Genomic DNA, 22,898 nt, shown 5'->3' on the forward strand with positions numbered 1-22,898 from the left:
CCTTATCAGACTTTATTGTATCCCCGCCCGCAAGCACTATACCATAATTTTCCGCGTAAGCCAGTATTCCCCGCATTATAAGGCCGGCATAATTACCGGAATCTTTTTTTGGCACCCCTATATTCACAAACATGTATTCCGGGATTCCCCCCATAGCGCATATATCAGAAATATTTATAGCCGCGGCTTTTGCGCCAATCTGCATGGGGGTAAAGTATTTCCTTTTAAAGTGGGTGTTTTCGTAAAAAGAATCGGTGGTAATCAGCAAATTTCTGCCGTTTTCTTTTATTACGGCGCAGTCATCGCCGATGCCTTTTATCAGGGACTTATCTTTAACCGTTATCCGGGATTTTATTTCGGAAATAAATTTAAATTCCCTCATAAATATCAGTTCTTTACGCGTTCATTCAGGACGGTCTGCCTCATTTTAGCGTATTCGGTCACTATTTCAGGGTATTCTTTCACAACCCTTGTATATATTTCCAGCGCGCGCTTGTCATCTCCGTCACTTTCATATATCTTGCCTATGCTTGTAAGCGCTTCGGCGCTTAAAAAACCCTGTTTATATTTTTCCACTATTTTATTGTAATAATACATAGCCTTGCCATTATCGCCGTTATTCCGGTAAGCGTCCGCAATTCCAAACACAGCTTCCGCGGACCAGTCCGTGTCAGGGTACTGCTTTGTTATTTCCGTGTATGTCTTTAAGGCGTCATTTGTGTTAAGAATACTGTTATAACACTCCCCAAGTTCCAGCATAAGCCAGGCATACATATCGCCTTTTTCAGAGGCATATTCTTCTATTAGTTCTTTATACCCTTCAATTGCTGGAATAAACTGCTGGCTGTCCTTATACGCCTTGGCAATTCCAAGTTTTGCCTGCCTGACATGATCTTTATAATTTTCATCATTTTCCCAGCGGTTCACGATATAACTGTAATTCTTTATTACCTCCGGATATTTCTTATAAATAGCATTTTTTTCGGCGGATTCCAGCGCCCTGTCTATAAGTTTTTCATCATTTCCCCAAGCGGTAAAACGGTCAACGGCCATTAATACCCCCGTCAGGATTACCGACGAAATAAGTATAAGCGCAATTAAACTTGCATTGCTTTTTTTAGCCGGAATCTGCTGTTCTTTGACAGATGATTTTACCGTGCTTTTTTTCTTTGCTGTTTTCTTTTTTTTATTTACGGAAGGCATTTCAATTTCCCCTTTTTTTACGGCCGCACTTTTCTCAGTAAGTGGTTACCTTTTTTTCTGCTTTATAAATTTGGCCGTCTTTTGCCACCGCTTCCACCCAGGCTGTATATTCGCCTTTTGGAATTGCTATTCCCATAGGTATCATGGCTTTAAACGCCCATATTTTTTTAACGCTGTCAAACTTTAACGGAACTTTAAAAGCACCCGGCACTTCAACACTGCCGGAAACTTTTTCTATTATATCGGTGGTTTTTACTTCAATTGAAACAATGGTGCCTGAGGCAAGCCCTTTATCAGGCATTATTTTGAAATCAAGTATCTGATTTGTGCCTTTAGGAATGCCTGCGCAGCCTGCCGCAAATAAAACCGATGTTAAAAGTAATATAAGAGAGCTTTTAAACTTCAACTTCCTCTCCCGGTTTTAATTCCTGCGTAAATTTAAGGCGTGCGCCTATGTTGTCAGACGCGCCCTGTGTGTTGCTGATAAGTTCAAGTCCGATATACGAAGGCACAAAAAACAATATGACAATAAGCATGGTAAGTTTAATCGTAGAAAACAGGCCGTCATAGGTATATAAACCATAACGGTTATTAACCCAGATAAGCGCCAGCGCGGCTATAACATACAGAAAAGAGAAAATTAAAACAACCCTTTTGGCGTTACGCGCTCTGAACGCGTTTATGTCAAGATCCAGCTGCAGGTCGTCAAGCTCCTGCTTCTGTTCCACCGTTAAAGGCTGGTTTATAAGTTCGTCTATCTTTTTAGATATGCCCAGATTCGCGGAAAAAATGGAAATTATCCAGCCCCACATAAGGATAAAAAGAAAAGAGATAAGAATAAGCAGTATTGGGACAACCATGTAAGCCTCCTGTTTATTTAAGCTTCATAATAGCTTTTGGAATATTTAAAGCAATGTCTCCTGCTGTTATGCCTTCTTCACTTGTTTCTGAAAGTAATAAGTCCCCGGCAAGCCCGTGAATATAACTTCCAAGTATTCCCGCCTGAACCGACTGCATTCCGTGAGCCATTAAAGCCGCGATAAGTCCGGTTAAAACGTCACCGCTTCCGGGTGTTGCCATTCCGGAATTGCCGGTTGTATTCACGTACATATTTCCCTGAGGATCGGCAAGCATTGACCTGCCGTCTTTTAAAAGAACATTAATTCCAAAAGACGCGGTAAAATCCTTTAAAACCTTTATTTTTCCCTTTATTACTTCGGATATTTCGATACCACACAACCTTGCCATTTCTCCAATATGTGGTGTCATAATAACATCTTTGGTATTATTTTTCAAGCAGTTTTTGTCTGCTGCAACAGCGTTTATGCCGTCGGCATCTATCACAAGCGGTTTTTTTAACTCTGATACCAGTTCCCTTACAAGTTTCTGCGTTTCCGGGTCCCTTCCTATACCCGGCCCTATTATTACGACTTTCGCGGCAGCGCACAGTTTTAATATATTTTCTTTATTAGAATATGCCAGCATCCCTTTTGAAGTTTCTTTCAGGCTTGTTACAATCATTTCATCGCAGCCCGGTTTTACAACACCGTGAAGCGATTCCGGAATACCCACGTTTACTATCCCCGCACCGCTTCTTAAAGCGGCTTTTGCGGCAAGCACAACAGCGCCGCTTAAACCGGGCGAACCGCCAAGTATAAATATGGGGCCAAAACTGCCTTTATTGGCATTTGGCTGTCTGTACGGCATAAGCGGGCCAATCAACTCCGCTGTTACAAGGACATCAGGCCTTGGCTGTAATAATAATTCCGGCGGAAAATTAATGTCCGCCACCACAAGTTTGCCTGTATTTGCGTGCCCCGGGAAAACTGCCATACCTGTTTTTGGAAGGCCAAAAGTAACGGTTAAATCCGCGTAAACCGCCACGCCATTAATATTGCCTGTGTCCGCGTCAACACCTGACGGTATATCAACAGAAACAGTCCTTTTATTAAGGGTGTTAATGTAAACAATAAGCTGCGCCATGAATCCGTCAACATCCCTGCTTAATCCCGTGCCTATAAGAGCGTCCACCAGGATATCGCTTAATGTTATCATCCGGTTATGCCGGTTAATATCTTCCAGCGATTCAAGTTTTACAACCGCTATTCCATACTTTTTCACCAATTCCATATTTTGCTTTGATTCAGGGGACATCTTACTTTCATCACCCGTAAGAAAAACCGCCACCACAGCGCCTTCACTTAACAAATGACGCGCGATTACAAAGCCGTCGCCGCCGTTATTTCCGGCGCCGCAGAAGACTGCAATATTACGGTAGGCAAGCGCCCCATATTCATTTGTCATTGCGGTGACAGTATTCGCGCCCGCGTTTTCCATTAATATGGATGCGGGAACGCCGAATTTTTCTGTTGCAACAGAGTCAATTGCTTTCATTGAAGCGGAATCAACAAGGTACATTTTTAACCCTCCAGTATGCAAACCGCTGCCGCGGCCGTATCCGTATGCGAAATTGTAATTAGTATACTCTTTGCTTTTTTCATAGCCATTATCTTTTTAATTTCCGGAGTTATCTGAATTTCCGGCTTTCCGTTTTTGTTGTTTGATGTGCTGATAGAATTTAAAGCAATTCCCTTTACATCCGATACCGCTTTAATAAACGCCTCTTTAACCGCAAACCTGCCGGCAAAGTGCAGCATAGAATTTTTCTTACCGGAGCAGTAATCAATTTCAAACTGATTAAACACGCGTAAAAGAAACCGCTTATTACGCCTTACGGCCGTTTTTAATTTTTTGACATCTGTAATGTCTATCCCTATTCCCCGTATCATAATGAATATTTATCCTTTGAGATATATTTTAAAGTATTATACAACAAATTTCACCCGGCAATATACACAATTCTTTCGTTTGTTATTCAAAGCAGCGGTGAAATAATTCACATCCCATATCCAAAATAAAACTGTAGCTAAGAAGTTCGGCAGCTCAGCGGCTTGAAGAATTGGTTTTGTCATGGTAGACGCGGGTCTTTAGCCCGCGGTTGAAGCGAGCGTGCGAGCGTAAATCCCTGCAATGAAACAAGTTTACGACCGAAAGAAGCAGGGACATTTTTTCTATAAACAACGCGCCTTAAAAAACGCAGTTCTCAGAACAAAACCCCAAATCAAAACCGCGCGGGCTGAAGACCCGCGTCTACCAATACATAAACCATAATCCCATAGACAACGCAACTGTCGCACCAAAATCAAATGCGAGACGCAACATGCTGCGCCTCTACGATTAAAGGTAAAGATGCGTTTGTTTTCTGTTATAATTTAATAAATTTACCGCTTTCTTTTATGGAACCGGATTTATGATACAAACGTCTAAATTTTGAAGCTTTAAAGGAGCCCATAAATAAATGGACAGCCGGCTGGATAAAATATACAAGCAACACGGAAAGTACGTTTACAACGTGGCGCTGGGCATGCTTAGAAACCGCGATGACGCCCAGGATGTCACGCAGAACGTATTTATCAAACTGCACAACAGCCTGGACTCTTTCCGCGGTGATTCGGATATTAAAACCTATCTGTACCGCATGGCGATAAACAGCAGTATTGACTATATAAGGCGGCAGTCCACTCACAGGGACAAACTGGAAAAGATGGAACCGGAAACAACGGTATCAATGCCCGACAACCTTTCCTTCTATTCCCTTATAGATAAACTTGACGATGACCACAAAGCTGTCCTGCTTTTATCCGAAATAGGCGGCTTTAAATATGAGGAAATTGCCGAAATCCTGCAGACCAAGACCGGAACTGTAAAATCAAGAGCAAGCAGGGCCATTGTAAAACTGCGGGAAATACTGGCTAAGGAGGTAATAAGATGAAATGTAAAGACGTAACAGAAAAACTTTACGATATGAAAAAAGGGGCGCTTCCGCCGACAGAAATGCTTGAAATATCCACACACTTAAAACACTGCCCTTCGTGCATGGCACAAAACAATGCCATTAACGAAATCAGGACAATATTCAGGAACACTCTTGAACCCGTGCCTGACGCGGTGTACCGTAATATAAAAGCATCTACATCTCAAAAGAGAGGCTTTTCTATTCCCTTTTTAAAACCTGTTCCCATAACAGCTTTTGCACTCTCACTTTTACTGCTGTTTTCACTATTAAAACTTACAAGCGCCCCTAAAAACCAGGAAGACGAACTTGCCGCATTCATTTATGATTCCTATGCGCAATCAAACGAGACATACGATAATGAAATACCGTCAAATATAGAGTATGTGACTTATGCATACTAAACAATATTTAAGGAGGTTTATTTACATGAAAAAGTTTTCTTTATTAATGGTTTTAATTGCGGTTTTAACAGCTGTGCCTTTATTTGCTTCAGGAAACACCCCTCACAGGGACAAACCCGGAAACGGTCCCGGCGTTGTAGGCGCTGACGGTATTTTTGACCTTTACGAAGAACTTGACCTTACACAGGACCAGCTTCTTAAGATAAAACAGCTGCGCAGCGAATCCCGCGAAAAAACCCTGAATTTAAGGCATGAAATCCATATGACTTTCATGGAACAAAAAGAAGAAATTGAAAAAGACGCCCCTGACACAAAGAAACTTGACGCCACTTGCGATAAAATATCCGAAAGCCAGAAAGCCCTGATGAAACTGCGTTTAAATGACATGCTGGAAGTTAAAAAAATTCTTACCCCCGAACAGAATAAAAAGCTGATTCTTCTGATGGAAACAAAAAAAGACGCTTTTAAAAAGAAGGGTTTCTTTGGGAAACACGAAGATAAAAAAACCGGCTTAAAATAAATACCAATAAAAAGCACGCCCTGCAAAGGGCGTGCTTTTTATTTTATAAAATTCTTTTCTAATTGTTTCAGGGAATTTCTGTCTGTCAGGTCAAAATGCAGCGGAGTAACAGTTATATAACCGTCATCCACCCAGTCAATATCCGAAGCGGGCCCTTTTACCTTTACCCTTTCAACAACATGCCAGAAATATACTGTTTTGCCTTTATGCTTTTTTTCAAGGTACTTTTCTCTGAATTCGTCATTAGCTTTATGCGTGACTTTAACGCCTTTAATCATAACCGCTGACGCCGGCACATTTATATTTAACAGTGAATATTTTTTTATTTTGACCTTTCCTGACAGGACTTTTTTCACAACATCCGCCGTGACAACAGCCGCCCTTTTAAAGTCTGCATCTTTTTCATAATCATTGATGGATGCCGCGACAGACGGAATACCCAAAAGCGCCGCTTCTGTGGCAGCGCCTACAGTTCCGGAATAGATAATGAATTTCCCGTAATTCGGGCCGTGGTTAATACCCGACACCACCATATCCGGAGCTTTTTTCAGCAGATTAAATATAGCCAGTTTAACACAGTCAGCCGGCGTACCGGCAACACTGTATCCCGCGGATTTTCCGAATTTTACCTTTTTAACCTTTAAATGTTTGTGAATCGTAACCGAATGCGATGCCCCGCTTTTCTCGCTTTCAGGGGCAATTACAAACACATCGGCAAATTTTATAAATTCATCATATAAAGCTTTTATCCCGGCGGCTTTTATCCCGTCATCATTGGAAATCACTATCAGCGGTTTATTTGCAGCTCTCACTTTAGCCTCTGCATGTAGTATTTTAAACCTTCCAGTACACCTGCCGCGTAATCAGTTCCCGCCATATAAAAATCCCTGTTCTGAGTGCTTAACCTAAGCCCGTGCCGGGCATTGCCCACAACTATGCCGTGATAAAAAGATTCAAATAAATCTGTGTCGTTTTCACTGTCACCGGCCACAACAGAACTGTCATATGACATAGCTAATTTTTTAATAAGAAACTCCGCTGCTTTTCCCTTATCGCAGTTCTCGGGTATTATATCCAGATACTTTTCGTGGCTGATTATAATTTTCGCCTTTATCCCCTGTTCTTTAAAAAGCTTCCGGAACCTGCACCTTATCTGCTCAGCGGCTGAAGGGTCTATAAAATAAGACACTTTTAATTTTTCCGACTTGCCCTGGGTCATTAGACCTTCCACTTTCTTTGCCGCTTCTTCCACTTTATTTTTATCCCAAGAAGCTGAAATAATACTTTCCCACTGAACATCCGGCAGAAAAGCTCCGCTTTCAACCGTGTAAATTTCCGAACCGGTGCTTAAAATGGCCGCATCCGGCATTATAAGGCCTTCGGTAAAAATTCCCCTGTTCATTTCCGTTACATCCCTTCCTGTTGCATAAATAAGATGAAAAGAATCCCTGTGTTCCGTAATATACTCATTCAACTCATTTAACGCAGCCGGGTCTCCCAGCAGGGTTCCGTCAACGTCACTTATAAGTGTTATCATTTTTTCCTCTGAAGAAAAGCGGCAAAGCCTAAAAGTATAAGCATTAAAAACGGAAACCAGTCTCCATATTTTGTGTATGGCGTCTTTTTTTGATTTTCATCAATGTAAATCCTGCCGCAAAGCATGGCCTTTTCAAAAAGCCCGGAACTTATGACTATATCCCCCCTGTTGGATACTATACCGGAAATACCCGATGCCACACAACGTACAAGGTATCTGTCATTTTCCACAGCCCTTAAAAGCGTATTTGTAAAAATCTGCGCTGACGCGGCTGACCTTGCATACCAGGTTTCATAAGAAAGGTGCGCGAAAAAATCCACCCCTTTATATGCAAACCGCCTGCTTATTTCGGGAAATAACCCGTCATAGCACACAAGCGGAGCTGTTTTATAAGCGCCTGCCGGCACAGGTTCTATTTTTTCCCCTTTTTCAAAACCAATATACCCATACCGCCTTACCACCTTTTTAACAAACTTAAATGTGGATGCAAACGGTACATATTCGCCGAACGGGACAAGGTGGAATTTGGAATAACTACCTGTTATTTTCGCGTCACCTGACAGCGCGAAAATACTGTTATAATATTTCATCTCCCCGTCTTTATAAACCGAATAATCCGAACCAATAAGATGCACCGCCGGTTTTTGTGTCCAGCCCGTTATTTCCGCGGACGCTAAAGCATCTGCCGCGAACATACCCGGAAAACCCGTTTCCGGCCATACAAAAATATCCGGTTCGCACTTCTCAGCTTCTTTAACCATCTGCTGCATTGTCCCTAAAACCTTTATCCTGTAATTAACATCCCAGTTAACATCCTGGTCTATATTCGCCTGCAGTATAACCGCGTTATAGGGCTTTCCGGTACTTTTAATGTCTTTAAATAAAAACGGCGATATAACAGCGCATATAAAAACCGAACTAAAAACCGCAAGCGCGGTGATATTCTGTTTCTCTTTTATATTCAGCTGTTTAAGAAGCAATAAAGCGGCCGCGGTGTTCACAAAATAAATAATATAATTTAAACCATGAACCCCCGTTATTTTTAATATCTGCAGTGATTCCGGAAACATAAACTGGCTTTGCGCCGGAGTTAAAAGAGGAAAACCTGAAAAGAGCCACTCCCTTATATATTCCCCAAACGTTAATAACGCCGGAAGGGATAGAAGCACCTGTGTCCCAAAACGCTTTTTTAATATGACAGATAAAGCTGCCGGAACGGCAATCCACAAAGGCAGATAAGCTGACAATGCAAACCACGAAACATAAGCGAAAGCACCCATAGGATAAACATTTTTTAACCAATATAACCCTATCGCATAAAACACAAATCCCGAGAAATAAGAAAACCAAAAAGCGTGCTTTGTATTATCTTCTTTAAATATTACATAAAAAACAGGAATAAACGCGCACCATATTAAAAAAAACGAAGGTACAAAAAGGCCCTGATATATTATATTCGGGAAAGAAAACGCAAGAATTAAAGACGATAATAAGGCCAATAAAATAAAGTGTATTTTCATAACATTACCTTTCGGGTTATATTTTAAAACGTTTAATGATATACCAGCGCATTGCGTTTGTCAACGGCGGCAAATAAAAAAGCCCGGGCCTTTACGCCCGGGCTTTTGTTAATTATTTATTTACTGAATATCAGAGGAAGGAGTACCCATCCTGTTTATCAGCATGTTTAACATCTGATCTATTACCGCCATCAGCCTGACCGACGCGTCATAAGAACGCTGGTAAAGTTTGGCTTTCGCAATCTCCGCGTTTTCATCCACCGCGGTAACTTCAGACTGCATGCCCTTAAGAGAATTGGTTGTAGTTTCATACTGTGATTCTACATTAAGCGCGCTGTTAAGGGCTCCTTTTAATTTACCCATGGTGGATTCAAAATGATCCTGGAACCTTACCGCGCCTATAAGGTTCATTGTCTTTGTGAAATTTCCTTCCTGGTCATAAATCATAAACGGAGGAACCCTGTTAGCATCAGTGCCGCTGTTTATACCGGATGAGAAATATATTTTCTGTTCATTTGCCCTGAAAGTGGAAAGTACAAAATTCGGTTTCGCGGCATTTGAATCAATAAAACCAATATTCATAGTTGTAAGGTTAATAATCTGTGATTCATTCCAGTCTATTTCATAGTTTTGCCCTTCAAAATTAACTACTACCGTACCTGAAGATGATGGTTCCGTTGAAAACTTGCTCTGCTGAAGCGCCCACGAAGAAGCTCCAACCACCTTGTTCCCGGTGGCTGACGCAAAATAATTCACCGGTGCCGCGCTTACCTGCTCCTGAAACATCTTTATCTTGTTAAGTAAAACCGGAGGAACAACAGGGTTTCCCGAAGCATCTGTCTCTTCTATATTAAAATACTGGCTTCCTGTCATAAAAAAGGAATTATTAGTGTCGTCAAAAACAGCCATAAAGTCTTCCACGTTGATATTTATCTTCTGTATAAGGTCGCGCACAGTATCTGTAGCCGCAAAATCAATTTCAATACTGTTTATTATCAGTTTGCCCGTGCTGCCAAGCGTGGAATCCGATGTGATTCCCGCAAGCATGTTTGAAGTCACCCAGTTACTCATTAATTTATTATCCAGATTCGCGATTATTTGTGCCAGATCCCCTTCCTGATACTTTGTATCGTTAATCATGGTTCCGCCCTGCAGTTCTTCGCTTACACCAAAATCAGCTGCCCTTGTGCCGGTGAAAAATTCCCTGTCGTTCTGCGTAAGGGTGCCTGCCACATCTGTCACACCCGTCCTGTGAATCTTGTTAACCACTGTAATCATACTGCTGGCAAGAATATCAAGATCGGTAATATAACCCTGAATAACCACGTCCCTTGCCTCTATCAGTCCGGCCAGTTTGCCCGAGTCTATATTTTTTGTAATGTTTACCGGCGACGCTCCGGAATCTATAATACCTATATCTTCCAGTTTTGGATCTTTAGTACCTGCCATCGTGGCAAGCCTGTTATATTCCGCTCCGTTTACCAGTATCCTTCCGCCTATAGTAATAACAGAAGCTCCGTCAGATCTCTGCGCCACATAAACATTCATGATTTTAGAAAGGTTCTGTATTGCCTGTTCCCTTTTATCAAGGATATCATTGGGTATCTGCCCTGTTGACTGCGCTTTAATGATTGACTGATTAAAGGATGCAATCTGTTTAATATAATCATTTGCTTCCTGAACATTTAATCTTAATGCCGAATTTAAATCCATCTGAAGGCTCATTAAAGAAGAAGACCTTGACCTTACCAGGCTTGCAAGCCCCTTGGCAGCCGAGTAAATCTGATTTTTTGCGCTCTCAATATCCCTGTCAGCAGCCGGTTTGGTAAATTCAACAGCAAGATTTTCCCAGCCTTTCCAGAAAGCTTCAAGCTGAACCGATATGCCTGACGTTGTTACACCGCTTACTTCCGGAAACATTGCGGCAAGTGTCTGATATGTATCTGACAAAATTTCCGCTTCCCCAAGATTGCCAAGTTCCGTCCTTATCTGAGTATCAAGATAAAGGTTTCTTATTCTCTGAATATAAGAGACTTCCGAACCTGTTCCCAGCTGCCCCGCGCCGTTGGGATTATTAAGCGGCTGTGTCGCGGATATATTGGCCGCCTGCCTGGAATAACCGTCAGTATTCATATTGGCAATATTGTGCGATGCCGTATTTATGGCGGTTGTACTTGCCCTCATTGATTTTAACGCAGCTTCCAGCCCTATTAATATGCTCATCTTAAACCCTCCTATATTTTTGTGTCAAATTTTGATTTTTGCTGCTCTGCTTTTTTTTCGTTAATTATTCCGCTGTCCGTATATGTTGTAGCTGTTTTATTATTCATTTTTTCTTTAAGTTTGGCCGTGAAATCCATAACGCCAAGGTATTCTTTTATAAGGTGCGCGTTGCCTGCGTTTAAACCGTCAACTTCACGCACGACAGCCATAAGGTTTTCCACCGCTTCGCCGGCTTTTTTTAAACTTTCCCCGGCTTTTTCAATTACATCCTGCAGCTTCACAGGTTCTTCTTTTTTAAAACCCGCCTGCAGCGCCAGTTCCTTAAAAAGCTCCATCTTTTCCTCTTCAAGATTTTTTATGGATATAATCATATCTTCCTGTTTTTTTATAAGGGATTCAAGGTTCTTAACCTTTCTTTCAGAAAGTAATTTATTTTCTTCCGCTACAACAGGTTTTAATTTCAGATAAAGTGCTTTTTGCGCCTCTACGCATTTAATAAACTTTCCCGCGGTCTCCGTATTTATCATAAAATATACGCCTAATCTTCCATAAGAAGTTTGGCCGCAAGGACATGCGCCGGTACTTTTCCGGTTTCAGCCACTTTGTTATCAATTGCTTTTTCAACCAAATCAACCCTTATTTCATCCATTTTATTGATTTCCATCAGTGCTTTACCTATTAACTTTGCCTGCTTTGATATTTCAACTTTATCCAAAACACCGCCGGTAGCCGCGGCGTCCTGCTTTATTACCTGCTGGTTTCTTCCGGAAATATCCTTAATGCCCTGCGAAATAAGCGGATTTATGTTCCCAATGTTGTTGTCTGCCATTTTAATTACCTCCTTTATTATTCTTTCTTATAGTAATATATCGGATAAAAAGAAAAAAACTTTAGTTTTTTTTGGGAGAAATGAAAAGAAATGGATAAAACGTGCTATTTCTGCGTATTTCCGTCCATTTTAGACAGCTGGTTATACAATATTGTCGCAAGGCCTATACCGCCGGCTTTTGCCATTTCCTTTGCCATATTATCGTAATGCATGTCGTAGAATATATCTTTAGCCGTGCTGTTACCAAAAAGCGGGTCATCAGGCACGGTTTTTCTCATCTGTTTAAGCATATAACCCAGAAAAATTGATTCAAATTCAACAGCAGTTTTCTTCACTCTGTCCGCAGAATTTGCCCCGCCTGTGTTTTCCGCTTTTTGCGCCTGCATTTCAGCATTCTTAAGCTGATTTGTTAGCCCAAGCATCTCTGTGCGCGCGGATATTTCCGCGCCGCCAAGAAAATTTGACACTTAAATCACTTCCTTATAGGATTTCAAGCGTGCCGTGAAGCGCATTGGCAGCTTTTATCGCCTGTAATATGCTTATAATATCTTTAGGTGAAGCGCCAAGAGTATTTAAAGCATTTACCAAATCCAGTACATCCACTCCCTGCGGAAGCGATATTAACTGATTGCCCGCGCCTTCAACCTTAATGTTGGAATTTTCATATTCCATTGCAGAAGCACCCGGCAGATACTGCGCAGGCTGAGATATCTGTTTAACCACATTAATATTTACATTAAATACGCCGTGAGCAACAGCGCATGTATCAATAGCCACATCCGCGCCCATTACAACGGTTCCTGTCCTTTCGTTTATTACAACTTTATCAGAACGTTCTTCAATTTCCACGTAAAGGCCTTCAACCGCGGCCGCAAATTCAACGGGATTATTCTGAAAATCAAAAGGCACATGGACTTTTATCGTACCGGCATCCACCGCGTTTGCCACGGTTGTGCCTGTCTCTGTCGCCCAGAACTGTGAATTAAGAATATCCGTCACCCTTGAAGCGGTGGTGAAATCCGGAATTGTTAACAGAAGATACATATCATTTTTATCATCCATAAAAGTAACCGGAACTTCCTTTTCTACAGAACCGCCGTTTGGAACCCTTCCCACAGTCTGCTTGCTTGCATGTATTCCCGGATTTACGTTCATTCCGCCGATACCGGTTGAAACCGGGCCCTGTCCTGTAACATAAATTTTTTCATCCGCGCCTTTCATGACTGTCTGTAAAAGAACTCCGCCTTCAAGGCTTTTGGCGTCTCCCATTGACGATACTACAACGTCAATCTTATCCCCTTTTTTTGCAAATGGAGGAAGCTGCGCGGTAACCATAACCGCGGCCACGTTTCTTATTTTTATCTGTTCAGACGGATCATTTATGCCGAAGCGTTTTAACATATTTGTCACAGCCTGATTTGTAAACACGGTAGTCTGCCTGTCGCCTGTGCCTTTAAGGCCGACTACAAGGCCGAAACCTGTAAGCTGGTTGTCGCGCACGCCTTTAAACCTTGCTATGTTTCTTACCCTTAATTCAACAGCCAGAAGCGAAGTTGCAATCAGGGCAAAAAGTAATATCATTAATACCGGTTTTAAAAGTTTCTTCATCCGTTTATCACCTCGTTATAATTACCCGCGCTTTAATACGGGTTGTAAATTCCGGTTAAAACAGCCCTATCCAGTCAAAAAATCTGGTAAGTATTCCGGGCGATGTCTTTTCGCCTATTGGGCCGTTGCCTTCATACTCTATCATGGCATCAGCCACATTTGTTGAGTATATGGTATTGTTTGAAGCTATGTCTTCGGGCCTTATTACGCCTTTTATTATAAGGTTCTGCTTATCGTCGTTTATCTGAATCACTTTTGTGCCTTTTATGTAAAGGTTTCCGTTTGAAAGCACTTTTTCCACCCTTGCGGAAATACTTGCAAGCAGCGAACCGCTGCGCTGTGTCTTACCGCCGCCATCCTGATACTCTTCAGCACCCATGCCCCACGAAGGCACATTGGGGAAAGAAGTGGATACGCCGTTTGCCCAGTTGCTCATTCCCATTCCCGCTTCAAGCCCGGCTTTTTTATTTGTTTTAAGAGAGGCTGACTGCACAGCCTGGGTGCTTTCAACCACAAGCACAGTGACAATATCGCCCACCCTGTACGCTTTATGGTCCGTGTACATCGAGCCCAGATCATCTGTATTTGCAGCAATTTCATCCGCGGATATTATACCCGCGGAAATAATAACAAAAGCGGCTGTTATTAAGAAAATTAAAAACTTTTTTGCCATGCCGTTTCTCCTTATGTAATTTTTCATTTTATTTTTCTATTATTACCCTTCCGTCAGGACTTACTTTTCCGTCTAAGGTCTTTCCGGTCTGAAGCTTAACCTTTACCAGTTCGCCCTCTTTGCCGTCTTTATTGGGAATACCTGTTGTTTCAACTGATAATGAACCTATCTTAACTATAACGCTTACCGGTTCCCCCCTTTTAAAAAGCGGAAGCCGGTCAAACATATTTTGCAGCAGAATAGTGCCAGCGGGAATTCCGCGTTTTGTATAAAGCCCTTCTGCCTGCGAAAGGTCTGTTAAAACCTCTCCGGAAATATCCGTAATATCTTTTTTTATTTCTTTTACCATGTCCTCTGACAGTATAGAACCCCGCGGCATATCAGTTGCCGCCATAAGGCAGCCGGTTGTCACCTTTACTATAAGCGATACCGGTTCTATCTTTTCAAACCTGCCGTTTACATACACTTCCACGGGAACTATCACGTTCCCCTTAAAACTTACTGAATTACCCTCTTTTACCTTTAAAAGAACTTCGCCTTTAATAAGGTTTATATCACGCCTTGCGTTTTTCGTTATAATTTCAGCGTCTTCTTTTTTCCACGGCATATTTTCCGTTACATACTTAACGGCGGCTTCCGTTATTTTGTCGTAATCTATCTTCGCGCTTCTGGTTACAACATATACTTTTTCCGCCCCGAAAAAATCCGCGTCAGGGTAATATTTTTTTATAATATTTTCAAGCCTTTCTCTGGTAACGCTTACCCGGTGTCCCGGAATTGCCGACATCTTAACGTAAAGACCTTCTATTTTCTGCTTTGCCGCACCATCATCCGACATTACCACTGCCACATCTTTTACATATATCTTTTCGGCTGATATTTCCACCGAACCGCTCTTTAAGTTTACCGATACCGCGCCGATAAGAAGGTTCGGGATTAGAAAAACCGCCGTCAAAAAGACAAAAATAAACCTTTTCATATCAACAGCCCCGGCTTATTACCTCTTAAGGTCATTTGCAAGTTTAAGCATTTCATCCGAAGACGTTATTGCCTTGGCATTTATTTCATAAGCCCTCTGTGACGCAATAAGATTTATCATTTCTTCCACCACTTTTACATTGGAAGATTCAAGCATTCCCTGTCCTATTGTTCCGTAACCGTCAAAACCGGCTGTGCCTTCCACCGGTTCGCCTGTCGCTTCGGTTTCGCGGTAAAGGTTTTTACCTATGCTTTCAAGGCCGGCCGGATTGGCAAACCTTGTAAGCCTTAAAGTACCCACCATTTCAAGCTCGTTATTGCCGGAAACGCCCACCATTATTTCACCGTTTTCCCTGATTACAATCTGTGTGGCTTCCGAAGGAATAGTCACCTGCGGTTCAATGAAATAACCGTCAGAAGTTACAAGGTTTCCGGAACCGTCCATCTTTAAAGAACCGTCCCTGGTATATGCCATTTCACCGTTGGGAAGCTGTACCTGAAAAAATCCATCTCCCTGAATCACAACATCAAATGTATTATTGGTCTGAACAATTTCACCCTGCGCAAAAGACTTGGTTGTTGCCGCAAGCCTTGTTCCGTGCCCTATTTCTATCGGGGTAGGATACTGTGCGCCCATATTATTAGTTACTCCGGCAGGCCTTATCGTCTGATATAAAAGGTCCTGAAATTCAGCCCTTGATTTCTTAAACGCCGTGGTATTGACGTTTGAAAGGTTGTTTGAAATTACATCTATGTTTGTCTGCTGTGCAGCCATTCCTGTTGCCGCCGTCCAAAGTGATCTTAACATATTAAAACCTCCTGCAGTTTAGCCCTGTAGGGCTTTTAATTAAATTGATGTCCTTCCAACTTCATTTACCGCTTTATCCAGCGTCTGATCCTGCGCTGTTATTGCTTTCTGCGAAGCTTCGTAAGCCCTGAACGCTGTAATCATTTCAACCATTTCGCGCACGGGATTCACGTTGCTTGATTCCACAAAACCCTGCAGCACTGTTGTTTCTTCCACATCAATATCTTCCGCAAGCAGCTGCCCGTCAAGGATATAAAAAAGATTATCGCCTTCTTTTCTAAGCGGAGTGGTATTATCAAAAAGCGCCACCCTGAAAGTATCCATTTCCGCGTTATCCACAAATATCCTGCCGCCTTCATCCACGTGCACTTCAGATCCGTTTATTATAATCTCGCCTGACTGTCCAAGCACCGCATGCCCGTTCTTTGTGACAAGCCTGCCTTCTGAATCAAGAGAAAAACTTCCGTCCCTTGTGTACCTGATGCCGTTGGGGGTATTTACCACAAACATACCTTCACCCTTAATCGCAAAATCAAGTTTATTATCCGTATTATTAAAAGATCCTTCTTCGGTTATGGACGGCTTAATTCCGTCCACGCGAAGCTGAACGCCTTTTCCTACCGTCCCTATGGGAACCATTAAATCCCTTAAACCGGCACCCGGTATAACGGCTTTTTCATCCTGAACCCTGTGCAGAAAAACTTCAGGAAAAGTAATATAAAGCGCCCTGTCTTTTTTATATCCGTTAGTATTGACGTTTGCAAGATTGTTAGAGATTACATCCTGCTGTTCTGTCTGGGCAATAAGCCCCGATGCTGCCGTGTATAATCCGCTTATCATTATATTACCTCCGTTACCTCTGGCCTGCGGCCGCGTTCTCTGACATGCTTCCTTCAGGTTTTGCCACGTCCGCCCATTCCTTGCTGAACTTGGATTCTATCGGCGGAACATCATTTGTGACCGATGTTATTACAAAGAAGTATTTTTTGCCCACTTCAAGCCCTTTTACGACAAAGTGAGTGTCATTTACAGGAGACGGGTTAACCTTTACATAACCCTTACCTGACGTTTCTGTAATATAAATATTGTAACCTGCCATATTCGCAGGCGGCTTTCTTCCCCATTTAACATCAACAGCGCCGTTCTTTCTTACTTCTCTGGTCTGTGCTACAGGGAACATTTCCGGCGTTCCCGGAACCACAGGCGCCGGTACTGCTGAAGCTTCATTACTATAAGCGCTTTCAACCGACGGATATGTGTTATTAATTGATGCCACTACAAAGTAGTACCTTGTGCCGTTCTTTAAGCCGTCAATTGTCACGTAATTTTCTTTTATTCTTTTCGCCACAGGTATATACCTTGCACCCGGTGATTTGCTCATATAAATGGCGTAGCCCGTAACATTGGGTTCTTCATTTGGCTCCCATGTCAGATTTATGGCGCCGTTTGCCGGATATGAATTAAGATTTTTAGGAGGCCTTACCACGCTTACAGCGGTAAGTTTTTCCCTTTCCGCGCCGAACCTTAAAATAACAGAAAATCTGTGAGAATCTCCAAGATGTTCCGCGTGTCCTATATACGCATAGTCAACTTCCCAAATATCTTCCCTGTAAGTTACGCCGCCGGTAAGCCTGCCCTGCATTGTGGCAAAACCCGTGTATCCGCCGCGCAGTCCAAGGTGCCTTTTAAAGAACCAGCCTTCAACACCCACATGTAACCTGTACGGATCCGGTTTAAGCGCTGTAATAGTATTTCCACTGATATCATAAATTGGTTCCTGAAGCGGTATTCCGCTTATGTTAAGGTCATTAAAGAAATCAAGATCAGCTGTCATTAAAAGGTTGTCGTCTATGTAATAAGCGCTGGCAAGTTTAAAAATAGTGGGTATTTTCTCTTCTGTGGTCCCGCCCTGCCAATGCAATGTGGTCTCTATGTCCTGTATAAAAAGGCCAAGGTTGATTTTTTTGCCAAACTGAGGAAGAGGTAATTGATACAGAACGCCAAGATCAAGCCCAAGCCCGTTGGCTATTCCCTGAAGCGTGGTGCCTGATGATGTTGTGTATGATGCTGTGGAATTGTAATTTAAATACTTTACGTTTACGCCCACCGAAAAAGTCCTTTCAAGGTTAAGCGCGGACGCAAAACTGCCTATTACAGTAAATTCTTTTGTATTGTTTTTATCGTTATGTATAAGGGAAAGCACGGACAGCTGCCAGGCAGTGTCCTGAAAGAAAGGCGAACCAAACGAAAGAAAAGTGTAATATTCTTTTCCGTTTAACAGCGGCCCAAGAAAAAGGTTAACTTCCGCCCTTTCAAGCTGCGTCAAACCCGCCGTGTTCCAGTATACGGCGCTTCCGTCATCGGCAACCGCGCCGAAAGCATGGCCCATTCCAAGCGCCCTGCCGCCAACACCAAGCACACCGCCTTTATCAAAAGCTCCGGCAAACGCAAACTGCGCCAGTGCCAGTAAAAGTATAACCGCTGTTATTATTTTTTTCATGTTCCCCTCTCTTTTAATAATTAGGATTTATTATTTCGCCGTTCAGCGTAATATTCGCGCCGCGAAGCATCTGTTCCGCGGAAATATATCCTCTTGAATAGTTCTGCGCCTGTGCAATAGGCACATTAACAGCCATTGTATTATTGCCGCCATACAAGGCATTAATACCTATATTGCTGATGGACCCGCCCATGCTTTCAGCAATGCTTCTTGCCATCATCGCCACTTCTTTCATGACGTACTGCGGTATTGTGTTGGCTGTCGCGTATTCCATCATAAACTGTTTGTTGCCGTCAGCATCGGTTGCTATGTAAGCTGACCTGATTGCGGATGAATCCACATTCGGGAAACCCGCCACATTAACATTGCCTGCCGCCGCGCTTGGCGTTGCGCCCTGATAATTTTCAAAACCCGGGAACGCCGTTAAAGGCAACGGTTCCGGTATTGTGCCCGCGGGAGGAGGAGGAACCGGTGTCGGTTTTCCTTTTATTGCCTTCCACTCTTCCACGCCCGCTTTCGCGTTTGCCATCTGCGCGTTGTCTTCAGCAAGGTCCCTGTCGCCTATCTGCTTTAACAGCGCTTTTAATTTATTAAGGGCTTCTTTATTTACAGCTTCAAGCACCGGAGTGAACAGTTTTACAGTCTGCACCGGAGTGGAAGCCGTGCTTCCAAGTTTGTCTGTAGCTTCAAATATAAAAGTGTATTCCCCGTCAGACAGGGGCTGATATTTGTTATCTGTTCCATTCCATATAATCTGCGAAGGCGGAGCTCCTATATCAACATACGATTTAACAAGGTTATTGTTTTTATCAAGTATGTTAAGAGCCCATCTGTCTATTCCCGCTTTTGAATCTGCGTTAAGTTTAAATATTACCGTTTCGCCGTTTTTTGGCGCGAACGAAATAGGTTCTACCGCTGCAAAAACATCCGGCGTGGGAAGTTTTCTTACCACTTTACCCCATTCCCAATGCAGCGAAATCCAGTGCGAATCGCCTTCATTTTCAGCGTCCTGTCCAAGCGGTACGCCGAATACATAAGCATAATCAATTCCAAAAATATACTTTGCCGACAAGCCCAGTGACGCCCTCCACGTTCCGGGATACATGACATCCACAAGCCCGCCCCTTACCGCAAAATGTCCGTCTATGAACCACTGCTCCGCGCCGAAATTAAACCTGTATCTTTCCTGCTCTAAAACACCCGGGTCATTAACCGAATTAAAATCAACGGAAAAACTTGTAACCTCTTTTTCTATAAGCTGCGTTGTGCGCATTGAAAGCCCGATGGTTGAAGTAAAAAACAGATTTTTTTCTATTCCGGTCTTGTATCTTTTCATCTGGCCCGAAACATCCCTTAACATTATTGAAATATTAAGGTCTTTTAAGAACTCAATAAGGCGCAGCTTATAAAGGAAACCGACATCCAGCCCCCATGCCCACGCGTCAAATTCATCCGTAAGAACTTTCTTGGCATCGGCATCAGTAAACATATATTTAACATTAACGCCAAAGTTAAAACTTTTATCAGAAGTTAAAGGCGTGGCATAAGTTAAAAGCACGCTGTTTGTCTGAAAAGGAAGGTTAATGTACTGCCTGTATTTATCCCCTAAAAATTCCTGCCACGAAGGGTCCAAGCCGCCCATTCCCGCGCCGCCAAACCAGTTATAAATACCCGAAGGGATAATAAGATTTTCAGTAAAGAAAAGCGAAGCAGGAGGAGGAGCACCCGCATTACCTATAGGTTTTGGTATGCTTACCTTTTCGGGATACCTTCCGATTGGATGGTACAGTTTTTCATATGAAAGCCCGAAATACTGACCGCCAAGCGCCATTGTGAAAGACGCAAATCCTGTATAAGGAACGCCGCCGTAATAACTTCCGCCTGTCCAGAAAATTTCATTATGGTCCATCTGCGCAAGGCCTGCCGGATTGTAATAGATGGTGGACGCGTCATCAGCAATTGCCGAAAAAGCTTCTCCCATACCTATTGCCCTTGCACCCGTACCAAATGGGTTATATTTATCAAAAAATGGTTCTTTAACTTTTTCCCATGTAATCTGCAGTGTGTCGGTAAAATCGTCCGCTGACACAAACGGAACCACCGCAAATAAAATAATAACCGCAAAAATGGACAGAATTACACTTTTTATGCGCACAATTGTCCTCCGCTATTCCAAATATGTATCCCGAAAATAAATATACGGGCAAAAAAACAGCATAAATATTTAAATTGACGCGCACATGCGCGCCATTCTAAAATCACTTTCCGCAATACAAAAAATACAGTGTCTGATAAAACAATTTAACATAATAGCCCTTTGACTGTCAAACAAAAAAAACACCTTTGCTTAAAATCACCTTAAAACAATGGATTTTCGGCTGTTTTCGGTGCGTTTTTAACACTTCTTTTCTCCGCTTTTATATGCCTGTTCAGTTAAAATACCCCTTATTTTATTAAACACTGCTATAATTTCCGCCTGTGTATAGTCAGGATACGTCCATGGCCAGGGCTCGTAAGACTTTATATTGGTGTTAAATCTAAGCGTGGATTCTCCATATATTCCCTGCGACATATAAACCCTATGGCTGAAGTTTTTTGCCGATGCCAGAACAAGTTTTGCCTGGCACAAAAAGCCGGGATCAATATTTATGATTCTTCCGCCCTTTTCATTAAGATATTTTTTTTCTATTTCAATTGTAAGTACTTTTGCCGGCGCAAGCGCATCCGGCATAACCGGATTTTCAAATGATACAAATCTGCGTTTTAATCCGCTTCCCATTTCATCGCCATAATATGACGTATTTGTAAACGGCGCTTCCGGCGTTTCAAAATCAATCTGCCCGTATGTGTTTTTCAGTTCAGTCAGCGCGCCTGTATAGGCTTCATCATTCAGGTAAATTAACGAACAGATAAGTTTTCCCGGACGCGGCTGCCTTATACCTGCCATAAACTAACTCTTCCGGCTTTTATTAAATAACAAATTAACCATTCCGTATATCACAAGGCATAATACCGCCGCCAGTGCTATCGCGCTTTCTTCCATGAACCTTACAAGAAGCCCTGCCAGAGCGGAAGCTATTAAAGGGCCGGTATTACGGAACAGATAATACGCCGAAAATACCCTGCCGCGCATATCCGCAGGGGAATCTTTCTGCACCACGGTTTCCGCGATAGAAAGCAGAATAACACCCGCCATCCCCGCAAAAAGAGCGCAGACAAGCAGAAAATAAAAATTTCTAAAAAAATATACACCGGATAAAACAAGCCCCACAGCCGGAAATACAATCCTTATCAGATTAATTTCACCAAATCTTTTTATAAGTTTTTCAAGGAACACCACCCCTGCCACAAGCCCCAGCCCAAGCGCGGCCTGAATAAAACCAAGGGCTTTTATATCTTCCATCTTTAAACCCGTGGATGCCATTATTTCCTTTAAAAAACCGCCGGTAAGCGAGATGTAGAATACAATGGCGCAAATCATAAGTACAAATACCCTTCTGGTAACAAATTTTATACGTTCTCCTGAAAACATAAAAACAAAACCTTCCTTTAAATCCGCGATGGCATGCCCCCAGGATTCAAAATGCCCCTTTTCTTCATGTTTCTCCGCGGAATTAATAAGAAGTATAAGCAGAAGCGCCGGAATATATAACGCGGCGCTTGCCAGAAGTATCACCTTATAGCCGAACTGCGCTATAAGTATTCCCGCTGCCGCGTAGGTAAAAATCTGCGTGATTACCATCAGCGTGGCAGAAAGCGAATTGGCTTTTACAAGGGCATTTTCATCCCCCACCACATCCGGAATAAAAGCGGATTTTGCCGGCACAAAAAACTGAGTTGAAAAAGATTTCATGAACACAAAGAAATACAGAAACGCCGCAGGCCATGCGTTTTGCGAATAACCGGCCATATACATATAAATAAAAAATATGAAAATTCCTTTTGAAGCGGTTGCAGACGCAAGAAGGTTTTTTCTTTTAAACCGGTCAATCAGCACGCCGCTGAAAGGCCCAACCAGCAGTATTGGGACGCCGATCCAGAAAAGAATAATAGTCATGTTTGCCGTGGACGCGTGCGCCGAGCCGGATGACTGCATGGCCCATGCTATAAGCGCCATAAGCGTAAGGCTGTCTCCTATCTGCTCCACCGTCTGCACGGCCATCAGCAGCATAAAATTTAAATTTGAAAATATTTTTTTCATTTTTTCCTTCCGGTTTCAATAAGATGCCTGACTGCATTTAA

Annotated in this window: 25 protein-coding genes; 3 read left to right on the forward strand and 22 right to left on the reverse strand. The window is 42.5% G+C overall.

Going from position 1 to position 22,898, the window contains the following annotated elements; all coding sequences use genetic code 11:
• From JXR81_02870 to acpS, 6 genes are all read right to left on the reverse strand, one after another.
• Positions 1 to 382, reverse strand: a 382-nt coding sequence (locus JXR81_02870; GenBank protein MBN2753789.1) for a thiamine-phosphate kinase, incomplete at its 3' end; no start/stop codon positions are given.
• A 5-nt stretch (positions 383 to 387) separates the two neighbouring features.
• Positions 388 to 1,203, reverse strand: a complete 816-nt coding sequence (locus tag JXR81_02875; GenBank protein ID MBN2753790.1) for a tetratricopeptide repeat protein — start codon at positions 1,201 to 1,203, stop codon at positions 388 to 390.
• 34 nt (positions 1,204 to 1,237) lie between these two features.
• Positions 1,238 to 1,609 carry a hypothetical protein gene (locus tag JXR81_02880; protein MBN2753791.1) on the reverse strand — a complete coding sequence of 124 codons (372 nt, stop codon included), beginning with the start codon at positions 1,607 to 1,609 and terminating at the stop codon, positions 1,238 to 1,240.
• Positions 1,599 to 2,063, reverse strand: coding sequence for a hypothetical protein (locus tag JXR81_02885; GenBank protein ID MBN2753792.1), 465 nt, complete (start codon positions 2,061 to 2,063; stop codon positions 1,599 to 1,601). The genes JXR81_02880 and JXR81_02885 overlap by 11 nt, the downstream gene beginning before the upstream one ends.
• A gap of 13 nt (positions 2,064 to 2,076) precedes the next feature.
• Complete coding sequence (locus JXR81_02890; GenBank protein MBN2753793.1) at positions 2,077 to 3,621, reverse strand: NAD(P)H-hydrate dehydratase; 1,545 nt, start codon at positions 3,619 to 3,621, stop codon at positions 2,077 to 2,079.
• A 2-nt stretch (positions 3,622 to 3,623) separates the two neighbouring features.
• The gene (gene acpS, locus JXR81_02895; protein ID MBN2753794.1) at positions 3,624 to 3,992 is read right to left on the reverse strand and encodes a holo-ACP synthase; all 369 of its coding nucleotides are present in this window, start codon (positions 3,990 to 3,992) and stop codon (positions 3,624 to 3,626) included.
• 569 nt (positions 3,993 to 4,561) lie between these two features.
• Between acpS and JXR81_02900 the strand changes: the two genes are divergently transcribed.
• The 3 genes from JXR81_02900 to JXR81_02910 are packed head-to-tail and all read left to right on the forward strand — an operon-like array spanning position 4,562 to position 5,980.
• Entirely contained in the window at positions 4,562 to 5,035 is a 474-nt protein-coding gene (locus JXR81_02900; GenBank protein MBN2753795.1) for an RNA polymerase sigma factor, read from the forward strand.
• On the forward strand, positions 5,032 to 5,460 hold the full coding sequence (locus JXR81_02905) for a zf-HC2 domain-containing protein (GenBank protein ID MBN2753796.1): 429 nt from the start codon (positions 5,032 to 5,034) through the stop codon (positions 5,458 to 5,460). The genes JXR81_02900 and JXR81_02905 overlap by 4 nt, the downstream gene beginning before the upstream one ends.
• Positions 5,461 to 5,485: 25 nt before the next feature.
• Positions 5,486 to 5,980, forward strand: coding sequence for a periplasmic heavy metal sensor (locus JXR81_02910; protein MBN2753797.1), 495 nt, complete (start codon positions 5,486 to 5,488; stop codon positions 5,978 to 5,980).
• Between the two features lie 38 nt (positions 5,981 to 6,018).
• Here JXR81_02910 and surE read toward each other — a convergent pair whose 3' ends face one another.
• The 16 genes from surE to JXR81_02990 all read right to left on the reverse strand — a co-directional run bounded on the left by surE (position 6,019) and on the right by JXR81_02990 (position 22,857).
• The gene (surE, locus tag JXR81_02915) at positions 6,019 to 6,792 is read right to left on the reverse strand and encodes a 5'/3'-nucleotidase SurE (protein MBN2753798.1); all 774 of its coding nucleotides are present in this window, start codon (positions 6,790 to 6,792) and stop codon (positions 6,019 to 6,021) included.
• Positions 6,789 to 7,517 (reverse strand): HAD-IIB family hydrolase, encoded by a 729-nt coding sequence (locus tag JXR81_02920; GenBank protein ID MBN2753799.1) that lies wholly within the window; start codon positions 7,515 to 7,517, stop codon positions 6,789 to 6,791. Before JXR81_02920 ends, surE begins: the two co-directional genes overlap by 4 nt.
• Positions 7,514 to 9,037, reverse strand: coding sequence for an apolipoprotein N-acyltransferase (gene lnt / locus JXR81_02925; GenBank protein ID MBN2753800.1), 1,524 nt, complete (start codon positions 9,035 to 9,037; stop codon positions 7,514 to 7,516). The genes JXR81_02920 and lnt overlap by 4 nt, the downstream gene beginning before the upstream one ends.
• A 120-nt stretch (positions 9,038 to 9,157) precedes the next feature.
• Entirely contained in the window at positions 9,158 to 11,260 is a 2,103-nt protein-coding gene (gene flgK, locus JXR81_02930) for a flagellar hook-associated protein FlgK (protein ID MBN2753801.1), read from the reverse strand.
• A gap of 11 nt (positions 11,261 to 11,271) precedes the next feature.
• The gene (gene flgN, locus JXR81_02935; GenBank protein MBN2753802.1) at positions 11,272 to 11,787 is read right to left on the reverse strand and encodes a flagellar export chaperone FlgN; all 516 of its coding nucleotides are present in this window, start codon (positions 11,785 to 11,787) and stop codon (positions 11,272 to 11,274) included.
• Between the two features lie 11 nt (positions 11,788 to 11,798).
• On the reverse strand, positions 11,799 to 12,089 hold the full coding sequence (locus JXR81_02940; GenBank protein MBN2753803.1) for a flagellar biosynthesis anti-sigma factor FlgM: 291 nt from the start codon (positions 12,087 to 12,089) through the stop codon (positions 11,799 to 11,801).
• A 104-nt stretch (positions 12,090 to 12,193) separates the two neighbouring features.
• Positions 12,194 to 12,556: a rod-binding protein gene (locus tag JXR81_02945; GenBank protein MBN2753804.1), complete on the reverse strand. Its 363-nt coding sequence runs from the start codon at positions 12,554 to 12,556 to the stop codon at positions 12,194 to 12,196.
• A gap of 13 nt (positions 12,557 to 12,569) precedes the next feature.
• A complete protein-coding gene (locus JXR81_02950) occupies positions 12,570 to 13,697 on the reverse strand; it encodes a flagellar basal body P-ring protein FlgI (GenBank protein MBN2753805.1) in 1,128 nt (375 codons plus the stop codon).
• 55 nt (positions 13,698 to 13,752) lie between these two features.
• A complete protein-coding gene (locus JXR81_02955; protein MBN2753806.1) occupies positions 13,753 to 14,370 on the reverse strand; it encodes a flagellar basal body L-ring protein FlgH in 618 nt (205 codons plus the stop codon).
• A gap of 28 nt (positions 14,371 to 14,398) precedes the next feature.
• Entirely contained in the window at positions 14,399 to 15,349 is a 951-nt protein-coding gene (flgA, locus tag JXR81_02960; protein MBN2753807.1) for a flagellar basal body P-ring formation protein FlgA, read from the reverse strand.
• Positions 15,350 to 15,367: 18 nt separating this feature from the next.
• Positions 15,368 to 16,156: a flagellar basal-body rod protein FlgG gene (gene flgG, locus JXR81_02965; protein ID MBN2753808.1), complete on the reverse strand. Its 789-nt coding sequence runs from the start codon at positions 16,154 to 16,156 to the stop codon at positions 15,368 to 15,370.
• Positions 16,157 to 16,195: 39 nt separating this feature from the next.
• Positions 16,196 to 16,996, reverse strand: a complete 801-nt coding sequence (gene flgF / locus JXR81_02970; protein ID MBN2753809.1) for a flagellar basal-body rod protein FlgF — start codon at positions 16,994 to 16,996, stop codon at positions 16,196 to 16,198.
• A 13-nt stretch (positions 16,997 to 17,009) separates the two neighbouring features.
• Positions 17,010 to 18,656 carry a PorV/PorQ family protein gene (locus JXR81_02975; GenBank protein MBN2753810.1) on the reverse strand — a complete coding sequence of 549 codons (1,647 nt, stop codon included), beginning with the start codon at positions 18,654 to 18,656 and terminating at the stop codon, positions 17,010 to 17,012.
• A 13-nt stretch (positions 18,657 to 18,669) separates the two neighbouring features.
• Positions 18,670 to 20,811 carry a hypothetical protein gene (locus tag JXR81_02980; GenBank protein ID MBN2753811.1) on the reverse strand — a complete coding sequence of 714 codons (2,142 nt, stop codon included), beginning with the start codon at positions 20,809 to 20,811 and terminating at the stop codon, positions 18,670 to 18,672.
• Positions 20,812 to 21,051: 240 nt separating this feature from the next.
• Entirely contained in the window at positions 21,052 to 21,603 is a 552-nt protein-coding gene (locus JXR81_02985; protein MBN2753812.1) for a DUF4416 family protein, read from the reverse strand.
• A 3-nt stretch (positions 21,604 to 21,606) separates the two neighbouring features.
• Entirely contained in the window at positions 21,607 to 22,857 is a 1,251-nt protein-coding gene (locus JXR81_02990) for an MFS transporter (GenBank protein ID MBN2753813.1), read from the reverse strand.
• Positions 22,858 to 22,898 lie beyond the last annotated feature (41 nt).

Source organism: Candidatus Goldiibacteriota bacterium, assembly GCA_016937715.1.
Taxonomy (GTDB): Bacteria; Oederibacteriota; PGYV01; order PGYV01; family PGYV01; genus PGYV01.

Coding starts and splice junctions, on each gene's coding strand:
- JXR81_02875 (MBN2753790.1), bottom strand. CDS start 1,203: ATGCCTTCCGTAAATAAAAAAAAGAAAACAGCAAAGAAAAAAAGCACG.
- JXR81_02885 (MBN2753792.1), bottom strand. CDS start 2,063: ATGGTTGTCCCAATACTGCTTATTCTTATCTCTTTTCTTTTTATCCTT.
- JXR81_02890 (MBN2753793.1), bottom strand. CDS start 3,621: ATGTACCTTGTTGATTCCGCTTCAATGAAAGCAATTGACTCTGTTGCA.
- acpS (MBN2753794.1), bottom strand. CDS start 3,992: ATGATACGGGGAATAGGGATAGACATTACAGATGTCAAAAAATTAAAA.
- JXR81_02900 (MBN2753795.1), top strand. CDS start 4,562: ATGGACAGCCGGCTGGATAAAATATACAAGCAACACGGAAAGTACGTT.
- JXR81_02905 (MBN2753796.1), top strand. CDS start 5,032: ATGAAATGTAAAGACGTAACAGAAAAACTTTACGATATGAAAAAAGGG.
- JXR81_02910 (MBN2753797.1), top strand. CDS start 5,486: ATGAAAAAGTTTTCTTTATTAATGGTTTTAATTGCGGTTTTAACAGCT.
- JXR81_02920 (MBN2753799.1), bottom strand. CDS start 7,517: ATGATAACACTTATAAGTGACGTTGACGGAACCCTGCTGGGAGACCCG.
- lnt (MBN2753800.1), bottom strand. CDS start 9,037: ATGAAAATACACTTTATTTTATTGGCCTTATTATCGTCTTTAATTCTT.
- flgK (MBN2753801.1), bottom strand. CDS start 11,260: ATGAGCATATTAATAGGGCTGGAAGCTGCGTTAAAATCAATGAGGGCA.
- flgN (MBN2753802.1), bottom strand. CDS start 11,787: ATGATAAATACGGAGACCGCGGGAAAGTTTATTAAATGCGTAGAGGCG.
- JXR81_02940 (MBN2753803.1), bottom strand. CDS start 12,089: ATGGCAGACAACAACATTGGGAACATAAATCCGCTTATTTCGCAGGGC.
- JXR81_02950 (MBN2753805.1), bottom strand. CDS start 13,697: ATGAAGAAACTTTTAAAACCGGTATTAATGATATTACTTTTTGCCCTG.
- JXR81_02955 (MBN2753806.1), bottom strand. CDS start 14,370: ATGGCAAAAAAGTTTTTAATTTTCTTAATAACAGCCGCTTTTGTTATT.
- flgA (MBN2753807.1), bottom strand. CDS start 15,349: ATGAAAAGGTTTATTTTTGTCTTTTTGACGGCGGTTTTTCTAATCCCG.
- flgG (MBN2753808.1), bottom strand. CDS start 16,156: ATGTTAAGATCACTTTGGACGGCGGCAACAGGAATGGCTGCACAGCAG.
- flgF (MBN2753809.1), bottom strand. CDS start 16,996: ATGATAAGCGGATTATACACGGCAGCATCGGGGCTTATTGCCCAGACA.
- JXR81_02975 (MBN2753810.1), bottom strand. CDS start 18,656: ATGAAAAAAATAATAACAGCGGTTATACTTTTACTGGCACTGGCGCAG.
- JXR81_02985 (MBN2753812.1), bottom strand. CDS start 21,603: ATGGCAGGTATAAGGCAGCCGCGTCCGGGAAAACTTATCTGTTCGTTA.
- JXR81_02990 (MBN2753813.1), bottom strand. CDS start 22,857: ATGAAAAAAATATTTTCAAATTTAAATTTTATGCTGCTGATGGCCGTG.